At 54.3% G+C, this 18,965-nt stretch carries 19 protein-coding genes; 15 read left to right on the top strand and 4 right to left on the bottom strand.

Annotated features, from left to right (window positions below; translation table 11 throughout):
- Positions 1–48 precede the first annotated feature (48 nt).
- Positions 49–1,077 (bottom strand): Mal regulon transcriptional regulator MalI, encoded by a 1,029-nt coding sequence (locus AAHF05_RS09775; protein ID WP_049006298.1) that lies wholly within the window; start codon positions 1,075–1,077, stop codon positions 49–51.
- Positions 1,078–1,254: 177 nt separating this feature from the next.
- Between AAHF05_RS09775 and malX the strand changes: the two genes are divergently transcribed.
- The 3 genes from malX to add all read left to right on the top strand — a co-directional run bounded on the left by malX (position 1,255) and on the right by add (position 5,167).
- Entirely contained in the window at positions 1,255–2,847 is a 1,593-nt protein-coding gene (gene malX, locus AAHF05_RS09770) for a maltose/glucose-specific PTS transporter subunit IIBC (protein WP_128347950.1), read from the top strand.
- A 49-nt stretch (positions 2,848–2,896) separates the two neighbouring features.
- The gene (locus AAHF05_RS09765; RefSeq protein WP_129325335.1) at positions 2,897–4,069 is read left to right on the top strand and encodes a MalY/PatB family protein; all 1,173 of its coding nucleotides are present in this window, start codon (positions 2,897–2,899) and stop codon (positions 4,067–4,069) included.
- A 96-nt stretch (positions 4,070–4,165) separates the two neighbouring features.
- Entirely contained in the window at positions 4,166–5,167 is a 1,002-nt protein-coding gene (gene add / locus AAHF05_RS09760) for an adenosine deaminase (RefSeq protein WP_129325337.1), read from the top strand.
- Between the two features lie 54 nt (positions 5,168–5,221).
- Here add and AAHF05_RS09755 read toward each other — a convergent pair whose 3' ends face one another.
- A complete protein-coding gene (locus tag AAHF05_RS09755; protein WP_374936456.1) occupies positions 5,222–6,262 on the bottom strand; it encodes an oxidoreductase in 1,041 nt (346 codons plus the stop codon).
- Positions 6,263–6,505: 243 nt separating this feature from the next.
- Here AAHF05_RS09755 and blr point away from each other — a divergent pair, with 243 nt between their 5' ends.
- From blr to gstA, 12 genes are all read left to right on the top strand, one after another.
- Positions 6,506–6,631, top strand: coding sequence for a division septum protein Blr (gene blr / locus AAHF05_RS09750; protein ID WP_168112406.1), 126 nt, complete (start codon positions 6,506–6,508; stop codon positions 6,629–6,631).
- 233 nt (positions 6,632–6,864) lie between these two features.
- A complete protein-coding gene (gene ydgT, locus AAHF05_RS09745; protein ID WP_006174966.1) occupies positions 6,865–7,080 on the top strand; it encodes a transcription modulator YdgT in 216 nt (71 codons plus the stop codon).
- Between the two features lie 86 nt (positions 7,081–7,166).
- Positions 7,167–7,607 (top strand): DUF2569 domain-containing protein, encoded by a 441-nt coding sequence (locus AAHF05_RS09740; RefSeq protein WP_129325339.1) that lies wholly within the window; start codon positions 7,167–7,169, stop codon positions 7,605–7,607.
- A gap of 76 nt (positions 7,608–7,683) precedes the next feature.
- Entirely contained in the window at positions 7,684–8,265 is a 582-nt protein-coding gene (gene rsxA, locus AAHF05_RS09735) for an electron transport complex subunit RsxA (RefSeq protein ID WP_008500564.1), read from the top strand.
- Complete coding sequence (gene rsxB / locus AAHF05_RS09730; RefSeq protein WP_129325341.1) at positions 8,265–8,843, top strand: electron transport complex subunit RsxB; 579 nt, start codon at positions 8,265–8,267, stop codon at positions 8,841–8,843. The genes rsxA and rsxB overlap by 1 nt, the downstream gene beginning before the upstream one ends.
- Positions 8,836–10,857, top strand: coding sequence for an electron transport complex subunit RsxC (rsxC, locus tag AAHF05_RS09725; protein WP_129325344.1), 2,022 nt, complete (start codon positions 8,836–8,838; stop codon positions 10,855–10,857). The genes rsxB and rsxC overlap by 8 nt, the downstream gene beginning before the upstream one ends.
- Positions 10,858–11,910, top strand: a complete 1,053-nt coding sequence (gene rsxD / locus AAHF05_RS09720) for an electron transport complex subunit RsxD (protein ID WP_129325346.1) — start codon at positions 10,858–10,860, stop codon at positions 11,908–11,910.
- Positions 11,911–11,920: 10 nt separating this feature from the next.
- Positions 11,921–12,541 (top strand): electron transport complex subunit RsxG, encoded by a 621-nt coding sequence (gene rsxG / locus AAHF05_RS09715; protein ID WP_028017310.1) that lies wholly within the window; start codon positions 11,921–11,923, stop codon positions 12,539–12,541.
- A gap of 2 nt (positions 12,542–12,543) precedes the next feature.
- Positions 12,544–13,230 carry an electron transport complex subunit E gene (locus AAHF05_RS09710; protein ID WP_049006312.1) on the top strand — a complete coding sequence of 229 codons (687 nt, stop codon included), beginning with the start codon at positions 12,544–12,546 and terminating at the stop codon, positions 13,228–13,230.
- Complete coding sequence (gene nth / locus AAHF05_RS09705; protein ID WP_129325348.1) at positions 13,227–13,862, top strand: endonuclease III; 636 nt, start codon at positions 13,227–13,229, stop codon at positions 13,860–13,862. The genes AAHF05_RS09710 and nth overlap by 4 nt, the downstream gene beginning before the upstream one ends.
- Before the next feature lie 591 nt (positions 13,863–14,453).
- Positions 14,454–15,962 (top strand): dipeptide/tripeptide permease DtpA, encoded by a 1,509-nt coding sequence (dtpA, locus tag AAHF05_RS09700; protein WP_028017307.1) that lies wholly within the window; start codon positions 14,454–14,456, stop codon positions 15,960–15,962.
- A 105-nt stretch (positions 15,963–16,067) separates the two neighbouring features.
- Positions 16,068–16,673, top strand: coding sequence for a glutathione transferase GstA (gene gstA, locus AAHF05_RS09695; protein WP_028017306.1), 606 nt, complete (start codon positions 16,068–16,070; stop codon positions 16,671–16,673).
- 77 nt (positions 16,674–16,750) lie between these two features.
- Here gstA and pdxY read toward each other — a convergent pair whose 3' ends face one another.
- The gene (gene pdxY, locus AAHF05_RS09690) at positions 16,751–17,611 is read right to left on the bottom strand and encodes a pyridoxal kinase PdxY (RefSeq protein WP_028017305.1); all 861 of its coding nucleotides are present in this window, start codon (positions 17,609–17,611) and stop codon (positions 16,751–16,753) included.
- Between the two features lie 66 nt (positions 17,612–17,677).
- Positions 17,678–18,952 (bottom strand): tyrosine--tRNA ligase, encoded by a 1,275-nt coding sequence (gene tyrS / locus AAHF05_RS09685; protein ID WP_028017304.1) that lies wholly within the window; start codon positions 18,950–18,952, stop codon positions 17,678–17,680.
- Positions 18,953–18,965: the final 13 nt, after the last annotated feature.

Here is an 18,965-nt window from a genome sequence, read left to right as displayed (position 1 = left end):
AAACCCCTCGCTAGAGGGGTTTTTTATTGCCGGGTGGCGCAGAGGAGTCTATTTCACCGTCACCAACCGCGCCGCCACAATCTGGTGCCCGGCCTGGACATCCGTATTCTCGATGCGCTGCATAATCCTGTCTGCCAGCGTGTAGCCCATCTCCCGCGCGGGCGTCGTGGCCCAGACGATTGGAAGATCGTCCAGCGCGTTTTCGCCGACGTCGGCAAATGCCCCTAGCGCCACCTGATGGCCGAAGAAGGTTTCTACCCCGCCCTCGCCGCTCTGACGCCCGGCGCGGATCAGGCCAAACCAGGCGCCCATGGCAATCACGTCGTTGTAGCAAATCACGGCGCTGATCGTCGGGCTGCTGCGCAACAACGCGCTTATCGCTTCCGCCGCTTTCTTCTGGCTGGATTCGCACTCAACGACCCATTCACTGTGGAATGGCAGGCCGTATTTAATCAGCGTCGCGCAGTAGCCGCCTACCCGCTCGGCCCGGGTCAGGGACGAACTTTTGCCGCCGAGCCAGGCAATGCGCTGATGACCGCGACGAATAAGATGTTCGGTTAACATTTGTGCGGCCTGCATGTTATCCGGGCGCAGCGTATCAGCCTCATCCAGGTAACTGGCGCGCGAGGCAAACACCAAAGGCACGCCTTTTTCGGCGGCACGTTCACACAGCTCACTGCCCACGCCTGACGCACCGGCGACGATCACCCCGTCGACCCCCTGGTTAAGCAACATATCCAGGCGGGAAAGCAGCTGATCGGCCTCACGACCGCCGTGCAGCAGAAAGACCATCCGTCCCTGCGCTTCAAGCGCCTCGGTTAACCCTGCGGTCAGTTCTGCATAGAAGGGAGACGTCAGGTCACGAACAATCAAACCGATCACCCCGCTTTGCCCACCGCGCAGCGCCGATGCCTGGCGGTTGCGCACAAAGCCCAGTTGTTCAACCGCCTCGTTCACCCGCTGGCCGGTCGCAGGAGAGATCCGCCCTTTCCCGCTAAGCACCAGAGAAACGGTGCTGACGGAAACACCTGCCGCCAGCGCAACATCGTTGATGGTGATTTTTTTCGCTACAGCCATGTGTCGGCGTGACTCCCTGAAATGAGATCGGTAAAACGTTTTATCAATACGTTATCTTTATACTACCAGTCAAAGCCTGAGAATGTGATTTAGCGCGCACTAAACTTTGATAAAACGTTTTATCTTCTCGCAGCATTGAAGCAGATAAACTGATTTTAACAATAAAGGAGTCGTTTTATGACGGCGAAAGCAGCACAAAAAATATCGTTGTGGGAGTTTTTCCAGCAACTGGGTAAAACCTTTATGCTGCCCGTGGCACTCCTCTCGTTCTGCGGGATCATGCTCGGGATCGGCAGTTCACTCAGCAGTAAAGACGTCATCACGCTGATCCCATTCCTCGGCGCGCCAGTGCTGCAGGCGATCTTTATCTGGATGAGTAAGGTCGGCTCCTTTGCCTTCAGTTTCCTGCCCGTGATGTTCTGTATTGCTATCCCGCTGGGTCTGGCGCGCGAGAATAAAGGCGTGGCCGCGTTTGCCGGTTTTGTGGGTTACGCGGTGATGAACCTGGCCGTTAACTTCTGGCTGACCGCGAAAGGCATTCTGCCTACCACCGACGCTGCGGTGCTGAAAGCCAACAACATTCAGAGCGTGATTGGTATCCAGTCTATTGATACCGGGATCCTCGGTGCGGTGATCGCCGGGGTGATCATCTGGATGTTGCACGAACGCTTCCACAATATCCGTCTGCCGGATGCGCTGGCGTTCTTCGGTGGTACCCGCTTTGTGCCGATTGTTACCCTGGTGGTAATGGGTTTGTTTGGTTTGATCATTCCGCTGATCTGGCCAGTCTTTGCGATGGGTATCAACGGCATTGGGCGTATCATTAACGGCGCGGGAGATTTTGGACCGATGATCTTCGGTACCGGCGAACGTCTGCTGCTGCCGTTTGGCCTGCAGCATATCCTGGTGGCCCTGATTCGCTTCACTGAAGCAGGCGGCACCATGGAAGTGTGCGGTCACGACGTGAGCGGTGCATTGACCATCTTCCAGGCACAGCTGAGCTGCCCGACTACCCACGGCTTCTCCGAAAGCGCAACCCGCTTCCTGTCTCAGGGGAAAATGCCTGCCTTCCTCGGCGGTCTTCCTGGCGCCGCGCTGGCGATGTACCACTGTGCACGCCCGGAAAATCGTCATAAAATTAAGGGCCTGCTGATTTCCGGGGTGATCGCCTGCGTGGTAGGTGGTACCACTGAGCCAATCGAATTCCTGTTCCTGTTTGTCGCACCGGTGCTGTATCTCATCCACGCCGTGCTGACCGGTCTGGGCTTTACCGTGATGGCGGTGCTGGGCGTCACCATCGGGAATACCGACGGCAACGTGATCGACTTCGTGGTGTTCGGTATTCTGCACGGCCTGTCCACCAAGTGGTATCTGGTGCCGGTCGTGGCGGCTATCTGGTTCGCGGTGTACTACGGAATCTTCCGCTTCGCCATCACCCGCTTTAATCTGAAAACGCCGGGTCGTGATACCGATACAGCCAGCAATGTTGAGCAGGCGGTTGCGGGGACCGTGGGTAAATCCGGCTATAACACCCCTGCTATTCTGGCGGCGCTGGGCGGTGCGGATAACATCACCTCTCTGGATAACTGCATTACCCGCCTGCGTCTGTCGGTGGCGGATATGTCGAAAGTAGACACCAACGCCCTGAAAGCCAATCGGGCCATCGGCGTGGTACAGTTAAATCAGCACAATTTGCAGGTGGTTATCGGCCCTCAGGTACAGTCGGTGAAAGATGAGCTGGCAACCCTGATGCGAACAGTAGAAGCCTGATGCCTCAGCCCCCTCACCATGAGGGGGTTTTACTTTAAGGACGCACGTCATGTTTGATTTTTCTCCCGTCGTGGATCGTCACGGCACCTGGTGTACACAGTGGGATTTCGTCGCCGACCGTTTTGGCGCGGCCGATTTGCTGCCCTTCACTATCTCGGATATGGATTTCGCCACCGCCCCCTGCATTACCGATGCGCTGCAACAGCGCATTCATCACGGCGTGTTTGGCTATAGCCGCTGGAAGAACGAGGAGTTCCTGGCCGCCGTCGCGCACTGGTTCCAGCAGCGGTTTAACAGCCAGATTGATACGGAAACCGTCGTTTATGGTCCTTCAGTCATTTATATGGTCTCTGAATTGATTCGTCTCTGGTCAAACCCCGGCGACGGCGTGGTGGTACACACCCCGGCATACGATGCGTTTTACAAAGCCATTGAAGGCAATGCTCGTCAGGTGGTGCCCGTCGAGATGAAAAAGCATGCCGCAGGCTGGCAGGGAAATATGGCTGCACTGGAAGCGGCCCTTGCAAAATCTGAAAACAAAATTTTGCTGCTGTGCAGCCCGCAAAACCCGACCGGCAAGGTCTGGACGCGGGATGAGTTGACCCACATGGCGGAACTGTGCGCACGCTATGACGTGGCGGTGATCAGCGATGAAATACATATGGACATGGTGTGGGGAGATCGTCGTCACACGCCGTGGAACGCGGTAGCACGGGGCAAATGGGCGCTTCTCACCTCCGGTTCGAAAAGTTTCAATATTCCGGCGTTGACCGGCGCTTACGGCCTGATTGGTGATGAAGAAAGCCGTAACGGTTATCTTAGCGCGTTGAAAGGCCGGGACGGACTCTCTTCCCCTTCCGTGCTGGCACTGACGGCACATATCGCCGCCTATCAGCAGGGAGAGCCGTGGCTGGATGCCTTGCGGCGTTATCTGGAAGAAAATTTGTCGTATATCGCGCAGGAAATAAACAGCGCTTTTCCGAAACTGAACTGGCAGCCGCCAGAAGCGACCTATCTGGCCTGGATTGACCTGCGCCCACTGAACATTGACGACCGGGCGCTGCAAAAAGTGCTGATCGAGCAGCAAAAAGTCGCCATCATGCCAGGAAATACCTACGGCAAAGAGGGAAATGGCTTCGTGCGCCTGAATGCTGGCTGCCCGCGCAGCAAGCTGGAACAAGGGGTTCAACGCCTTATCGCCGGGATTAACACGCTACTGTAATTCATTTGCGCAACGGAATATTCCATTGCGCAAATAGCTTTTTACCTCGTTTTGTTTTTATAATATGGCGCACTTTAACCAGAAAAGAGTGCGACCATGATTGATACACGCCTGCCATTAACTGATATTCATCGTCACCTTGACGGTAACATTCGTGCCCAAACCATCCTCGATCTTGGCCGCCAGTTCAATTTAACGCTTCCTGCTCAGACACTTGAGTCCTTGATCCCTCATGTTCAGGTCACCTCCAATGAACCGGATCTGGTCAGCTTCCTGAGTAAACTCGACTGGGGCGTGAAGATGCTGGCCTCGCTGGATGCCTGCCGCCGCGTGGCGTTCGAGAACATCGAAGATGCCGCCCGTAACGGTCTGCATTACGTCGAACTGCGTTTCTCGCCAGGCTATATGGCGATGACCCACAACCTGCCCGTTGCAGGCGTAGTGGAAGCCGTCATTGAAGGCGTCCGCGAAGGCTGTAAAACGTTTGATGTCCAGGCCCGTCTGATTGGCATCATGAGCCGTACGTTCGGTGAGGCAGCCTGCCTGCAGGAACTGGAAGCGCTGCTGGCGCATCGCGATGCCATCACTGCGGTCGACCTCGCCGGTGATGAGCTGGGCTTCCCGGGCAGTCTGTTCCTGTCCCATTTCAACCGCGCGCGTGACGCCGGGTGGCACATTACCGTTCATGCAGGTGAAGCGGCAGGTCCGGAAAGCATCTGGCAGGCCATCCGCGAGCTGGGCGCCGAGCGTATCGGCCACGGCGTAAAAGCGGTAGAAGATCGCGCTCTGATGGATTTCCTGGCGGAACAGCGCATCGGAATTGAGTCTTGCCTGACGTCTAATATTCAGACCAGCACCGTGTCAACGCTGGCACAGCACCCGCTGAAAACGTTCCTTGAGCACGGTGTGCTGGCTACACTGAATACTGACGATCCGGCGGTTCAGGGGGTGGATATTATTCACGAATACAACATTGCTGCACCTCAGGCGGGTCTGAGCCGCGAGCAAATTCGTCAGGCGCAGATCAACGGCCTGGAGATCGCTTTCCTGACGCCTGAAGAGAAGCAGGCGCTGCGGGATAAGGTGGCATCCGCGTAAGACTTTTTGCCGGGTGGCGGCTGCGCCTTACCCGGCCTACAAAATACCTGTACCTTATGCCAGACAGAGCGTGGCGCGATGTTTGGCTGATTCGATGCCCAGCTCAATCAGCTCCATAATCTGAATGGCCTGGCTTGCCGGAACCGGATTTTCCCCCGTTCCGTTCAGCGCATCGCGGATAGCTGCATAATAAGCCGGGTAGTTACCTGGAATAGTCAGCAAGGTTTCCTCCACCAGCTCCTCACCTTCAACCCGCGTCACGACACCGTCTCGCATATCATAGCCCCAGTCTTCCTGTGGCAAACGCTCCCCGTTTTTTAAGCGATCTTCCTGCGGGTCGAGACCAAACTTCACATAGCTACCGCGCGTACCGTGAATGATATAACGCGCGGATTCTGCGGCCGCCACCATCGTCCCGTGGAGCACAATTCGACGCTGTGGGTAACTCAAAACCGCATGGAAATAATCCGTTGTCTGCGCGCCAGGCCTGAGCTGTGCCAGATCGACCGTCATACTCACCGGCAGGCCAAACAGATTCACGGCCTGATCCAGAAGATGCGGGGCCAGATCGTACCAGATGCCGCTGCCCGGACCGGCCTGCTCGCGCCAGCGGTTTCGTACCTGCGGGCGAAAACGGTCAAAATGCGATTCAAAAAAGAGGATCTCCCCCAACGTACCTTCGCTGAGAAGCCTTTTTACGGTCAGAAAATCGCTGTCCCAGCGACGGTTATGGAATACCGAAAGTAACCTGCCCAGGCTCTTTGCCAGCGCATCAAGCTCGCGTGCTTGTGACAACGTCACGGTAAAGGGTTTATCAACGACCACGTGCTTGCCGGCTTCCAGCGCCGCCTTTGCCAGCGGAAAGTGCGTGTCGTTTGGCGTGGGGATGATAATTAAATCAATATTCGGATCGTTAAAAAGATGTTTAGGTTCAGAGACAACCGGCACGGAAGGCCAGTCGGCATGGACTTTAGTTGCATCACTACTGGATACGGCAGCCAGCGCCATTCCGGGCGTCCCGTCGATCAGAGGCGCATGAAACGTTTTTCCCGCATATCCATAACCAATAAGCCCGACGCGGATATTATCACTCATAGTGTCATCCTCTTTTATGGCGTTCTTATTTCACACTGGCTAGCCTGGCATTACCACAGATTAATAATGTGCCATATGACTTAAAATAGCAGGTTGTATGGGTTGTTTTTGTTACATAGTATTAACCACCTGATTTTGTTTAAGGGAACCGTTCCCAAAGCACTTGCCGCCGGGGAAACGCCGCTGTAACATCTGCTCCCTGTATTTATGGATAAATTACAACTCCGAATCATGACGTCAATTATTAATCGAATCATTGAATTAGCGGGATGGATTGTTCTTGGGGTATCGGTCATTTTGCTTGGCGTTGCCAGCCATATCGATAACTACCAGCCGCCGGAGCCTGTCACAGTCGCCCAACCTAAGTAACCGGTTACTGCAATAAAGAGTGACACAATATGTCAGTTACGTATTGCCAGCCCTGGTGAACACGGTTAACCTTCTCTTCCAGGCATCATTTGATGCCTGAAACTTTCAGCAAAGAAAACTCCTAATTTAGTCGCATTACCTGAGTGGGCTGTTTACGTCTTTATTAATCCGTTTATTATTCGAACGAATTACCTTAACTGGTATTACTCACTTTTATATGGAAAATTATTAATATGACAGTTCAGGACTATTTATTAAAATTTCGCAAGATCAATTCGCTTGAAAGCCTGGAAAAACTGTTTGACCATCTGAACTACACCCTGTCGGATAATCAGGAAATCATCAACATGTATCGTGCCGCTGACCATCGCCGTGCGGAACTGGTCTCCGGAGGCCGGTTGTTCAATGTGGGTGAAGTGCCTAAGTCTGTCTGGCGTTACGTTTTATAAGAAAGTAGCCATCAGCGCGAAATGTTATATACTCTCCGCCCTGCAAACTGGCTGAACAACATTTCGCGCAGATTATGGGAGAGTTTATGACCGCAACGCCTGGAGAACGCATTGGAGGCTGGTTAATCGCCCCACTGGCATGGCTGCTGGTTGCCTTATTAAGCGCATCACTTGCGCTGCTGCTTTATACCACCGCACTGATTACCCCGCATGTCATCCAGACGCTGATGTCGCAAAGTGTGCTTAATATTGCGATGTGGTTTGTATCGTTCGTTTTCGCGATAGGGATGTGGTACTACACGCTGTGGCTGACCATCGCTTTCTTTAAGCGCCGTAAAAGTGTGCCTAAGCATTACATTATCTGGCTGCTGATTTCGGTCCTGCTGGCGGTAAAAGCTTTTGCTTTTTCGCCGGTTTCTGACGCACTGGCCGTCCGCCAGCTACTTTTCCCTTTACTGGCCGCTGCGCTGCTGGTGCCCTATTTCAAGCGTTCGACACGGGTGAAAAACACCTTTGTGAACCCGTAATAACCTTACAGATAACCTGTTGTCGCCTGCGTTGGTTTATCCGATAATAGGCGGCTTTTTTATTTCAGGCTAAATAATGACCGATTACTTACTGCTCTTTGTCGGCACAGTGCTGGTTAACAACTTCGTCCTGGTGAAGTTCCTTGGCCTATGTCCATTTATGGGCGTTTCCAAAAAACTGGAAACTGCAATGGGCATGGGGCTGGCGACCACCTTTGTCATGACGCTGGCGTCTATTTGCGCGTGGTGGATTGATACCTGGATCCTTATCCCGTTGGGGTTAACCTATCTCCGTACGCTGGCCTTTATTCTGGTTATTGCAGTGGTTGTGCAATTTACCGAAATGGTGGTGCGCAAAACCAGTCCGGCGCTCTATCGCCTGCTGGGGATTTTCCTGCCGTTGATTACCACCAACTGCGCCGTGCTCGGCGTAGCGCTGCTGAACATCAACCTTGGCCATAACTTTATGCAATCGGCACTGTATGGTTTTTCTGCGGCCGTCGGTTTTTCTCTGGTGATGGTGCTGTTCGCCTCTATTCGTGAGCGCCTCGCCGCAGCGGATATCCCTGCGCCGTTTCGCGGTAATGCGATTGCGCTGGTGACCGCAGGTTTAATGTCTCTGGCCTTTATGGGCTTTAGTGGTCTGGTGAAGTTGTAATGAATGCTATCTGGATTGCCATCGCCTCTATCAGCGTCCTGGGGTTGGTGTTTGGCCTTATCCTGGGTTACGCCTCCCGCCGTTTTGCGGTAGAGGACGATCCTGTTGTTGAAAAAATTGATGAGCTTCTTCCACAAAGCCAGTGTGGACAGTGTGGCTATCCCGGTTGCCGCCCCTATGCCGAAGCGGTAGGGATTCAGGGTGAAAAAATTAACCGCTGTGCACCGGGTGGTGAAGCGGTAATGCTGAAAATTGCGGCTCTGCTGAACGTTGACCCGCAGCCGATTGACGGTGATGGAGATATCCAGGAGCCGGTTCGCGCACTTGCTGTGATCGACGAAGCGAACTGCATCGGCTGCACCAAATGCATTCAGGCCTGCCCTGTAGATGCCATCGTTGGCGCAACCCGCGCCATGCACACCGTCGTCGCGGATCTGTGTACTGGCTGCAACCTCTGCGTAGCGCCCTGCCCGACGCAATGTATTGAACTGCGCCCGGTTGAAACGACTACCGAAAGCTGGAAGTGGGATCTTCAAACCATTCCGGTTCGCAACATTCCTGTGGAACAACATGCTTAAGTTATTTTCTGCTTTCAGAAAAGAGAAGATCTGGGACTTTGACGGCGGTATTCATCCGCCGGAGATGAAAACCCAGTCCAACGGCACCCCACTGCGTCAAATTCCGCTGGCGACGCGCTACGTTATGCCGCTCAAGCAGCATATTGGCGCGGAGGGCGAGCTGTGTGTGAAAGAAGGCGATACGGTTCTTCGCGGCCAGCCGCTGACCTTTGGCCGGGGACGAATGCTGCCTGTACACGCACCAACGTCCGGTAAAGTGGTGGCAATCGCCCCGCATACGGTGGCTCACCCGTCAGCACTTTCAGAACTCAGCGTCATTATTGAAGCCGACGGTGAAGATCGCTGGATCGAGCGTGACGGCTGGGGCGACTACCGCAACCGGAGTCGCGACGCGCTCATCGAGCGTATTCATCAGTTCGGTGTTGCCGGACTGGGCGGCGCAGGCTTCCCTACCGGTGTCAAACTGCGTGGCGGTGGCGATAAAATTCAGACGCTGATTATCAATGCCGCTGAATGCGAGCCGTATATTACCGCAGACGATCGTCTGATGCAGGATTGCGCCGCCCAGGTGGTGGAAGGTATCCGCATTCTCGCGCACATTCTGCAGCCGAAAGAAGTACTGATTGGAATTGAAGACAATAAACCACAGGCCATCTCAATGCTGCGCGCCGTACTGGCCGGTAGCCATGATATCGCCCTGCGCGTCATTCCAACCAAGTACCCTTCTGGTGGCGCAAAACAGCTGACGCAGATTCTTACCGGTAAACAAGTGCCGCACGGTGGACGTTCCTCAGATATCGGTGTGCTGATGCAAAACGTCGGGACCGCCTATGCGGTGAAGCGCGCGGTGATTGACGGCGAGCCGTTGACCGAGCGCGTGGTAACGCTGACCGGAGAGTCTGTCTCGCGTCCGGGGAACGTCTGGGCGCGACTGGGAACGCCGGTTCGTCACCTGCTGGAACAGGCTGAATTTTGCCCTGGCAGCGACCAGATGGTGATCATGGGCGGCCCACTGATGGGCTTTACCCTGCCGTGGCTGGATGTCCCGGTGGTCAAAATCACGAACTGCCTGCTTGCGCCTTCCCCAACCGAAATGGGCGAAGAGCAGGAGGAGAAAGGTTGTATCCGTTGCAGTGCCTGTGCCGACGCTTGCCCGGCGGACCTGCTTCCGCAGCAGTTGTACTGGTACAGTAAAGGCCAACTGCACGACAAAGCACAAGCCCATAATCTGGCTGACTGTATTGAATGCGGAGCCTGCGCCTGGGTTTGCCCAAGTAACATTCCACTGGTGCAGTATTTCCGCCAGGAGAAGGCTGAAATTTATGCCATCTCAATGGAAGAAAAACGTGCAGCCGAAGCAAAAGCCCGCTTTGAAGCGCGCCAGGCTCGACTGGAGCGCGAAAAAGCGGCTCGTCAGGAGCGCCATAAGCAGGCTGCTGTTCAGCCAGGCGAGAAAGATCAGGATGCCATTAACGCGGCACTGGCGCGCGTTCGCGAGAAAAAAGCGACCGCAGCCCAAACCGTGGTCATCCCAGCGGGTGAGAAACCGGATAATAGCGAAGCGATTGCCGCCCGAGAAGCGCGTAAAGCAGCGGCTCGTGCCCGTCAGGCTGAAAAAGGGCAAACAGCTCAGGCTGAAGTTGAGGTTGATCCACGAAAAGCCGCCGTTGAAGCGGCAATTGCCCGCGCCAAAGCCCGAAAAGCCGGTGAGCAAAACGTGGTTGTCGAGAAAGAGGCGGTGGACCCGCGCAAAGCTGCCGTCGAAGCGGCAATAGCCCGTGCCAAAGCCCGTAAGTCAGCACAACAGACGCAAACAACCGAACCCGAAACGCCGGTCGATCCGCGCAAAGCCGCCGTTGAAGCGGCAATTGCCCGCGCTAAAGCCCGTAAAGCGGCGCAACAGGAAGAGCAACCGCAGGCCGCAAATGACGACCCGCGCAAAGCTGCCGTCGCCGCTGCCATCGCGCGCGTTCAGGCGAAGAAAGCCGCACAGCAAGCAGTTAACGAGGATTAAATGGTTTTCAGAATCGCAAGTTCCCCTTACACCCACAACCAGCGCCAGACATCGCGCATTATGATGCTGGTCTGCCTGGCCGCGCTGCCGGGCATTGCCGTTCAGTGCTGGTTTTTCGGCTGGGGAACCCTGTTCCAGATAGTCCTGGGCTGTGTCAGCGCCTTAGCCGCTGAAGCCCTGGTGCTTAAACTGCGCAAGATGGTAGTTTCCCGCATCCTTGCCGACAACTCCGCGCTACTGACCGGCCTGCTGCTGGCCATCAGTATTCCACCGTTTGCCCCATGGTGGATGGTGGTACTCGGTACCGTCTTCGCAGTGATAATTGCCAAACAACTGTATGGTGGGCTCGGTCATAACCCGTTTAACCCGGCAATGATCGGCTACGTGGTGCTGCTGATCTCCTTCCCGGTACAGATGACAAGCTGGTTGCCACCGCATGAGATTGCGGCAACGGTTCCGGGCTTTATGGATGCCCTGCACGTGATCTTTTCCGGCCATACTGCACTCGGTGCTGATATGAACACGCTGCGTATGGGCGTGGATGGTATCAGCCAGGCGACGCCTCTCGATACGTTTAAAACGTCCCTGCACGCGGGCCACAGCGTTGAACAGATTATGAAATCAGCCATCTACAGTGGCGTGCTGGCAGGCGCAGGCTGGCAGTGGGTTAACCTGGCGTATCTGCTGGGCGGTCTGTTCCTGCTGCAACAAAAAGCCATTCGCTGGCATATCCCGATCAGCTTCCTCGTGACGCTGGCGGTTTGTGCCACGCTGGGCTGGGTGTTCTCCCCCGAGTCACTGGCCAGCCCGCAGTTGCATTTGCTCTCCGGCGCGACCATGTTAGGCGCATTCTTTATCCTGACGGATCCGGTTACCGCGTCAACGACCAACCGTGGCCGCCTGATCTTCGGTGCGCTGGCTGGGTTGCTGGTATGGTTGATCCGCAGCTTTGGTGGCTATCCGGATGGTGTGGCATTTGCCGTCCTGCTCGCCAACATTACCGTTCCGCTCATCGACTATTACACGCGTCCGCGCGTGTACGGACATCGTTAAGGGTTTCGCCATGTTGAAAACAATGCAAAAACACGGCGTTACGCTGGCTGTCTTCGCCGCGGTCCTGACTGGGCTGACGGCACTGGTGAATTCGTTGACCAAAACGACCATCGAAGAACAGGCTTCGAAGCAGCAAAAAGCGCTGTTCGATCAGGTGATCCCGTCTGACTTCTACGATAATGACCTGCAGCAAAGCTGTTTCATCGTCCAGGCGCCGCAGTTAGGCAAAGGCGCACATCGCGTCTTTATCGCCCGTAAAGGGGATAAACCGGTGGGCGCGGTGATGGAAGCGACAGCCCCCGATGGCTATTCCGGTGCCATTCAACTGCTCGTTGGCAGCGATTTCTCCGGTACGATACTGGGCACCCGCGTAACGGAACATCATGAGACGCCGGGTCTTGGCGATAAAATTGAAACCCGTCTGAGCGACTGGATTTTGCATTTTGCCGGTAAAGTGATTCATGGCGAAGGAGATACTGCCTTTGCGGTGAAGAAAGATGGCGGCGAGTTCGACCAGTTCACCGGGGCGACCATCACCCCACGCGCCGTGGTTAACGCCGTAAAACGAGCCGGGCTGTATGCTGAAACGCTGCCCGCGCACATCAACAATCTTCCGGCCTGTGAGGAGTAATCATGAGCCAGGTTAAAGAAGTTATTGTCCAGGGGTTGTGGAAGAACAACTCCGCGCTGGTACAGCTTCTGGGAATGTGTCCATTGCTGGCGGTCACCTCCACCGCCACCAACGCGCTTGGTCTGGGTCTGGCGACCACGCTGGTACTGACCCTGACCAACCTCTCCATCTCAGCCCTGCGCCGCTGGACGCCGTCGGAAATCCGTATTCCGATTTACGTCATGATCATTGCCTCGGTCGTGAGTATCGTCCAGATGCTGATTAACGCTTACGCATTCGGTCTGTATCAGTCGCTGGGCATCTTTATTCCGCTTATCGTCACCAACTGTATCGTGGTTGGACGCGCGGAAGCCTTCGCTGTGAAAAACAGTCCGGCCATGTCGGCGCTGGATGGTTTTTCGATTGGTATGGGCGCCACGGGAGCCATGTTTGTGCTGGGCTCAATACGTGAAATCCTCGGCAACGGTACGCTGTTTGACGGTGCAGACGCGCTGCTGGGCGGCTGGGCCAGGGCGCTGCGCATTGAAGTGTTCCACACCGATACGCCATTTCTGCTGGCCATGCTGCCGCCAGGCGCATTTATTGGCCTCGGCATGATGCTGGCGATAAAATACCTGATTGATGAGAAACGTAAGCGCCGCGCGGCAGAGCGCAGCGTCCTGGAAGGGATACCCGAGAAGGCCTCATGAATAAAGAAAAGCGCATTGCGATCCTGACTCGTCTGAGGGACGAGAACCCACACCCGACGACAGAGTTGAACTTTAACTCCCCGTTTGAGCTGCTGATCGCCGTGCTGCTCTCTGCGCAAGCTACCGATGTAAGCGTCAATAAAGCCACCGCCCTGCTCTATCCTGTTGCCAATACGCCGAAGGCCATGCTGGAACTGGGCGTGGAAGGCGTGAAGTCTTATATCAAAACCATCGGCCTGTTTAACAGCAAAGCGGAGAACGTGATTAATACCTGCCGGATCCTGCTGGAACAGCACGGTGGCGAAGTGCCGGAAGATCGCGCGGCGCTTGAGGCGTTACCCGGTGTAGGTCGAAAAACCGCGAACGTTGTGCTAAATACGGCATTTGGCTGGCCGACTATCGCTGTCGACACGCATATCTTCCGCGTATCTAACCGCACCAACTTCGCACCCGGCAAAAATGTCGAGCAGGTTGAGGAGAAACTGCTCAAAGTGGTTCCTGCCGAATTTAAGGTTGACTGCCACCACTGGCTGATTCTGCACGGGCGTTATACCTGCATTGCGCGCAAGCCGCGCTGCGGCTCCTGCATTATTGAAGATCTTTGCGAATACAAAGAAAAAGTGTATCCCTGATCGTCGTAACCCCTTATTAAAAGAAGGGCTACCAGAGACCCTTCTTTTGCCCATTATTTGTCCGCCTTTCGTGTTCCCTCACCTGTCACTTCTTCGGTTGTTTAACGCTAAAACAGGTTAATAGTTTTTTCATAGCCAAAAATTTCCATACATCTGTGATCGCGATCACCCTGATAACTTCATGTTGTATTTTTGTTGTCAAAATCAACCTAAACCCTTTGCCTGACAAGACACTCCTCTTTCTTTGCCGACGATAAGACCAGCTATTTTTCAGAATATGGGCTATATCACTGCCACAAGCGGCAAATAGCAGAACATATCGCCATACACCGCCCTTTACAGGTTTTTTCTAGTGAAAAAAACTACCAATTCTCAACCAATGAAATTTAACGCTGAATAACATTTGTATGAACCGATGATTATACCACTAAAGATATATGTAACAGATTATTACAAACATCTTGCCAGAATGAACAGGATAGTGAACATTACCCGCCGTTTCTCCTCCCAAAATAACTATAAGGCGTATGGACTACGGCCATCACGCTATGAACACCCCCGTTAATATGGGATGTAAAAAAAGAGGTATATGTGTCTACTGCAAACAATAAACCAACAGATGAAAGCGTAAGTCTTAACGCTTTTAAACAACCAAAAGCGTTCTATCTCATCTTCTCTATCGAGTTATGGGAGCGTTTTGGTTATTACGGCCTGCAAGGGATCATGGCGGTTTACCTGGTAAAACAGCTGGGTATGTCCGAAGCCGATTCCATCACGCTGTTCTCCTCCTTCAGTGCTCTGGTTTACGGTCTGGTCGCAATCGGCGGCTGGCTGGGTGATAAAGTTCTCGGTACTAAACGCGTTATCATGCTGGGTGCCATTGTACTGGCAATCGGTTATGCGCTGGTTGCGTGGTCTGGTCATGATGCTGCTGTCGTGTATATGGGCATGGCGACCATCGCCGTGGGTAACGGGCTGTTCAAAGCGAACCCATCTTCCCTGCTCTCTACCTGTTACAGCAAAGATGACCCGCGTCTGGACGGTGCATTCACCATGTACTACATGTCCGTGAACATCGGTTCCTTCTTCTCCATGCTGGCAACACCGTGGCTGGCCGCTAAATTCGGCTGGAGCGTGGCGTTCTCCCTGTCCGTGGTCGGTATGCTGATCACCGTTGTCAACTTTGCCTTCTGCAAACGCTGGGTTAAAAACTACGGTTCAAAACCTGACTTCGAACCTGTACATGTGGGTAAACTGCTGGCGACCATTGTAGGCGTTGTGATCCTTGCTGCAATCGCGACCTGGCTGCTGCACAACCAGGGTATCGCGCGTGCGGTTCTGGGTGTGGTTGCACTGGGTATCGTGATTATCTTCGCGAAAGAAGCCTTCGCCATGCAGGGTGCTGCACGTCGTAAGATGATTGTGGCGTTCATTCTGATGCTGGAAGCGATTATCTTCTTCGTACTGTACAGCCAGATGCCAACCTCTCTGAACTTCTTCGCTATTCGTAACGTTGAGCACTCAATTCTGGGTATCGCATTCGAACCGGAGCAGTATCAGGCCCTGAACCCGTTCTGGATTATGATTGGCAGCCCAATTCTGGCCGCTATCTATAACAAGATGGGTGACCGTCTGCCAATGCCGCACAAGTTTGCCATCGGCATGGTGTTGTGCTCCGGCGCCTTCCTGGTGCTGCCACTGGGTACCAAATTCGCGACTGATGCAGGTATCGTTTCCGTTAACTGGCTGATCCTGAGCTACGCTCTGCAGTCTATCGGTGAACTGATGATCTCCGGTCTGGGTCTGGCGATGGTTGCACAGCTGGTACCACAGCGTCTGATGGGCTTCATTATGGGTAGCTGGTTCCTGACCACTGCCGGCGCAGCAATCATTGCAGGTAAGATTGCAAACCTGATGGCCGTTCCGGATAACGTCACTGACCCACTGGTCTCTCTGAACGTCTACGGTACTGTATTCATGCAGATTGGTATCGCTACAGCAGTCATCGCTGCTCTGATGCTGCTGACGGCGCCGAAACTGAATCGTATGACTCAGGACGACGACAAGACCGCTAAAGCGACTAAAACCGCTACCGCGTAATATCATTGAGAAACGACATAACAGAAGCCGCTAATGCATTAGCGGCTTTTTTTTTACCCGTTCGCGCACTAACATAGCTGAAACCTCAGCAAAAAGGAGTTACCGATGAAACTGTTCTACAAACCGGGCGCGTGCTCTCTTGCTTCCCATATCACCCTGCGCGAGAGCGGCAAAGATTTTACGCTGGATGGCGTTGATCTGATGAAAAAACGTCTGGAAAACGGTGATGATTTTCTTGCCATCAACCCGAAGGGACAAGTTCCGGCACTGTTGCTGGATGACGGTACTCTGCTGACCGAGGGTGTGGCGATTATGCAGTTTCTGGCAGATAGCGTGCCCGATCGCCAGTTACTGGCACCGGTAAGTACGGTTTCTCGCTATAAAACGCTGGAGTGGCTGAACTACATTGCGACCGAGCTGCACAAAGGCTTTACGCCGCTGTTCCGTCCCGATACGCCAGAAGAGTACAAACCCACCTTGCGTGCGCTTCTTGAGAAAAAGCTGCAGTACGTTAACGAATCGCTGAAAGACGACCAGTGGATTTGTGGTTCGCGTTTCACAATTGCCGATGCGTACCTGTTTACCGTACTGCGCTGGGCGCGCGCGGTTAAGCTGAACCTGGAAGGGTTAGACCATATTGCATCGTATATGACACGCATGGCAGAACGTCCTGCGGTAGCTGCAGCGCTGAAAGCGGAAGGTCTTAACTAACATCGCCCGGCGGCGCGGCGCTGGCACGGGCCTACGGGTTGAGTAGGCCGGGTAAGCGCAGCGCCACCCGGCATATTTTAAAGCTGCGTTGCGCTAAAATAGTGTTCCGGCTTAGCAATACGATCCTGTGCCGCAACGACCTGTAATTCATACTCCTGCATTTCTTTCGTCGCAATCATGATTTCGTATACCGCCGCGGTGACATGCTCCAGGGCATCTCGCAACGTTGCACCCTGCAGGAGTTTCACCAACAGCAGACCGCTGGTCACATCCCCAACCCCTACCGGCTGACGTGGGCCAAAATCCACCAGCGGACGGCTGATATGCCAGGCATCGTCTTTCGTCACCAGCAGCATCTCAAAACGGTCCTTACTAAGCCCTGCACGCGCGAGATGTTTCACCAGCACAGTTTCTGGCCCCAGAGCTATCAGCTCGCGGGACGCGCTTACCGCCTCTTCTACGCTGTTAACGGGATGCTCGCAAAGGATCTCCAGTTCGACCAGATTTGGCGCAATGATATCGCTGGCGGGCAGCGCATGGCGAACATGAAACTCTGCGACACCCGGTGCCACGATGCAGCCTTTCTCCGGATGGCCCATAACAGGGTCACAGAAGAATTTTGCCGCTGGGTTTGCCGTTTTCACCTGGCGAACAATACCGAGGATATGCTCTCCCTGCTCTGCTGAACCGAGATAACCGCTCAGTACGGCGTCACAACGTTTGAGCTGGCCGATATCGGCAATACCTTGCACAACTTCCGTGAGGTGTGAAGGCGGCATTACGCAGCCGGTCCATTGGCCGTATTGCGTGTGGTTGGAGAACTGTACGGTGTTGAGGGGCCAGACGTTGGCACCGAGGCGGCGCATTGGAAATTCCGCGGCGCTATTGCCAGCATGTCCGAAAACAACGTGGGACTGAATGGCGAGGATGTTCTTCATTTTTTTCTTACCAAACCCTGTAAAAACAAAAGGGGCGTGGTTTCCCACGCCCCTGGCTACTTTTAATTATTTCCAGCAGATCAGACAGTAATTTTTCTTGCCGCGACGCAGCAGCGTGTAGCGACCATACAGACGATCGCTGTCAGTGAAGGTATATTCCGGGTCGGACTGCTTCTCACCATTGATGGTGATAGCGTTGGACGCGATGGTTTTACGCGCCTGACCACGGGAAGGCTGCAGCTCGGAGTCCACCAGCGCCTGCATCAGGTCAGCACCTTTTTCCATCTCGACCATTGGCACGCCGTCCTGCGCCAGCTGTTCGAAGTCCGCTTCGCTCAGATCGCTCAGTGTACCGTTAAACAGGCTTGCCGTAATGCGTTTTGCCGCGGCCAGACCTTCTTCACCGTGAACCAGTTTGGTCACTTCGTCCGCCAGCACGTACTGTGCACGTGGCGCCTTACCGCTATTTTTGTCCTCTTCTTCCAGGGCATTGATTTCTTCAATGTCCATAAAGGTGAAGAACTTCAGGAAGCGGTATACATCGGCATCAGCCGTGTTGATCCAGAACTGGTAGAATTTGTACGGGCTGGTCTTTTTCGGATCAAGCCATACCGCGCCACCTTCGGTTTTACCGAATTTGGTCCCGTCGGCTTTGGTGATCAGCGGAACGGTCAGACCAAAGACCTGGTTCTGGTGCAGACGACGGGTCAGGTCAATACCGGAGGTGATGTTACCCCACTGGTCAGAACCGCCAATCTGCAGGGAAACACCGTGCAGTTTGTTCAGACAGGCAAAGTCATAACCCTGCAGCAGGTTGTACGAGAACTCGGTGAAGGAGATACCCTGGTCATCACGGTTCAGACGCTGCTTCACGGCTTCTTTGTTAATCATCTGGTTAACAGAGAAATGCTTGCCGATGTCACGCAGGAAAGTCAGCACGTTCATGCCGCCAAACCAGTCATAGTTGTTAGCGGCAATGGCGGAGTTATCACCACAGTTGAAGTCGAGGAACGGTGCAACCTGTTTGCGGATCTTATCCACCCACTCCTGCACGGTGTCTTCGGTATTCAGTTTACGCTCAGCGGCTTTAAAACTTGGGTCACCAATCAGACCTGTCGCACCGCCAACCAGGGCAACAGGTTTATGGCCCGCCATCTGGAAGCGTTTCAGGCATAACAATGGAACAAGATGCCCCAAATGCAAGCTGTCAGCGGTGGGATCGAAGCCGCAATAGAGCGCGATCGGGCCTTGCGCCAGTCGCTCTGCTAACGCTTCCTCGTCCGTCACCTGAGCCACGAGGCCCCGCTCTTGCAATTGTTTAATCAAGTTACTGCTTGCCATCAAATTCTCCATG

The sequence above is a fragment of the Enterobacter adelaidei genome (genome assembly GCF_041937165.1).
Taxonomy (GTDB): domain Bacteria; phylum Pseudomonadota; class Gammaproteobacteria; order Enterobacterales; family Enterobacteriaceae; genus Enterobacter; species Enterobacter adelaidei.
This window is presented reverse-complemented; position numbering and strand designations above follow the sequence as displayed.

Excerpts from the sequence above, each read along its gene's own strand:
- AAHF05_RS09775 (WP_049006298.1), bottom strand. The coding sequence starts at position 1,077 with ATGGCTGTAGCGAAAAAAATCACCATCAACGATGTTGCGCTGGCGGCA.
- malX (WP_128347950.1), top strand. The coding sequence starts at position 1,255 with ATGACGGCGAAAGCAGCACAAAAAATATCGTTGTGGGAGTTTTTCCAG.
- AAHF05_RS09765 (WP_129325335.1), top strand. The coding sequence starts at position 2,897 with ATGTTTGATTTTTCTCCCGTCGTGGATCGTCACGGCACCTGGTGTACA.
- add (WP_129325337.1), top strand. The coding sequence starts at position 4,166 with ATGATTGATACACGCCTGCCATTAACTGATATTCATCGTCACCTTGAC.
- AAHF05_RS09755 (WP_374936456.1), bottom strand. The coding sequence starts at position 6,262 with ATGAGTGATAATATCCGCGTCGGGCTTATTGGTTATGGATATGCGGGA.
- ydgT (WP_006174966.1), top strand. The coding sequence starts at position 6,865 with ATGACAGTTCAGGACTATTTATTAAAATTTCGCAAGATCAATTCGCTT.
- AAHF05_RS09740 (WP_129325339.1), top strand. The coding sequence starts at position 7,167 with ATGACCGCAACGCCTGGAGAACGCATTGGAGGCTGGTTAATCGCCCCA.
- rsxA (WP_008500564.1), top strand. The coding sequence starts at position 7,684 with ATGACCGATTACTTACTGCTCTTTGTCGGCACAGTGCTGGTTAACAAC.
- rsxB (WP_129325341.1), top strand. The coding sequence starts at position 8,265 with ATGAATGCTATCTGGATTGCCATCGCCTCTATCAGCGTCCTGGGGTTG.
- rsxC (WP_129325344.1), top strand. The coding sequence starts at position 8,836 with ATGCTTAAGTTATTTTCTGCTTTCAGAAAAGAGAAGATCTGGGACTTT.
- rsxD (WP_129325346.1), top strand. The coding sequence starts at position 10,858 with ATGGTTTTCAGAATCGCAAGTTCCCCTTACACCCACAACCAGCGCCAG.
- rsxG (WP_028017310.1), top strand. The coding sequence starts at position 11,921 with ATGTTGAAAACAATGCAAAAACACGGCGTTACGCTGGCTGTCTTCGCC.
- AAHF05_RS09710 (WP_049006312.1), top strand. The coding sequence starts at position 12,544 with ATGAGCCAGGTTAAAGAAGTTATTGTCCAGGGGTTGTGGAAGAACAAC.
- nth (WP_129325348.1), top strand. The coding sequence starts at position 13,227 with ATGAATAAAGAAAAGCGCATTGCGATCCTGACTCGTCTGAGGGACGAG.
- gstA (WP_028017306.1), top strand. The coding sequence starts at position 16,068 with ATGAAACTGTTCTACAAACCGGGCGCGTGCTCTCTTGCTTCCCATATC.
- pdxY (WP_028017305.1), bottom strand. The coding sequence starts at position 17,611 with ATGAAGAACATCCTCGCCATTCAGTCCCACGTTGTTTTCGGACATGCT.
- tyrS (WP_028017304.1), bottom strand. The coding sequence starts at position 18,952 with ATGGCAAGCAGTAACTTGATTAAACAATTGCAAGAGCGGGGCCTCGTG.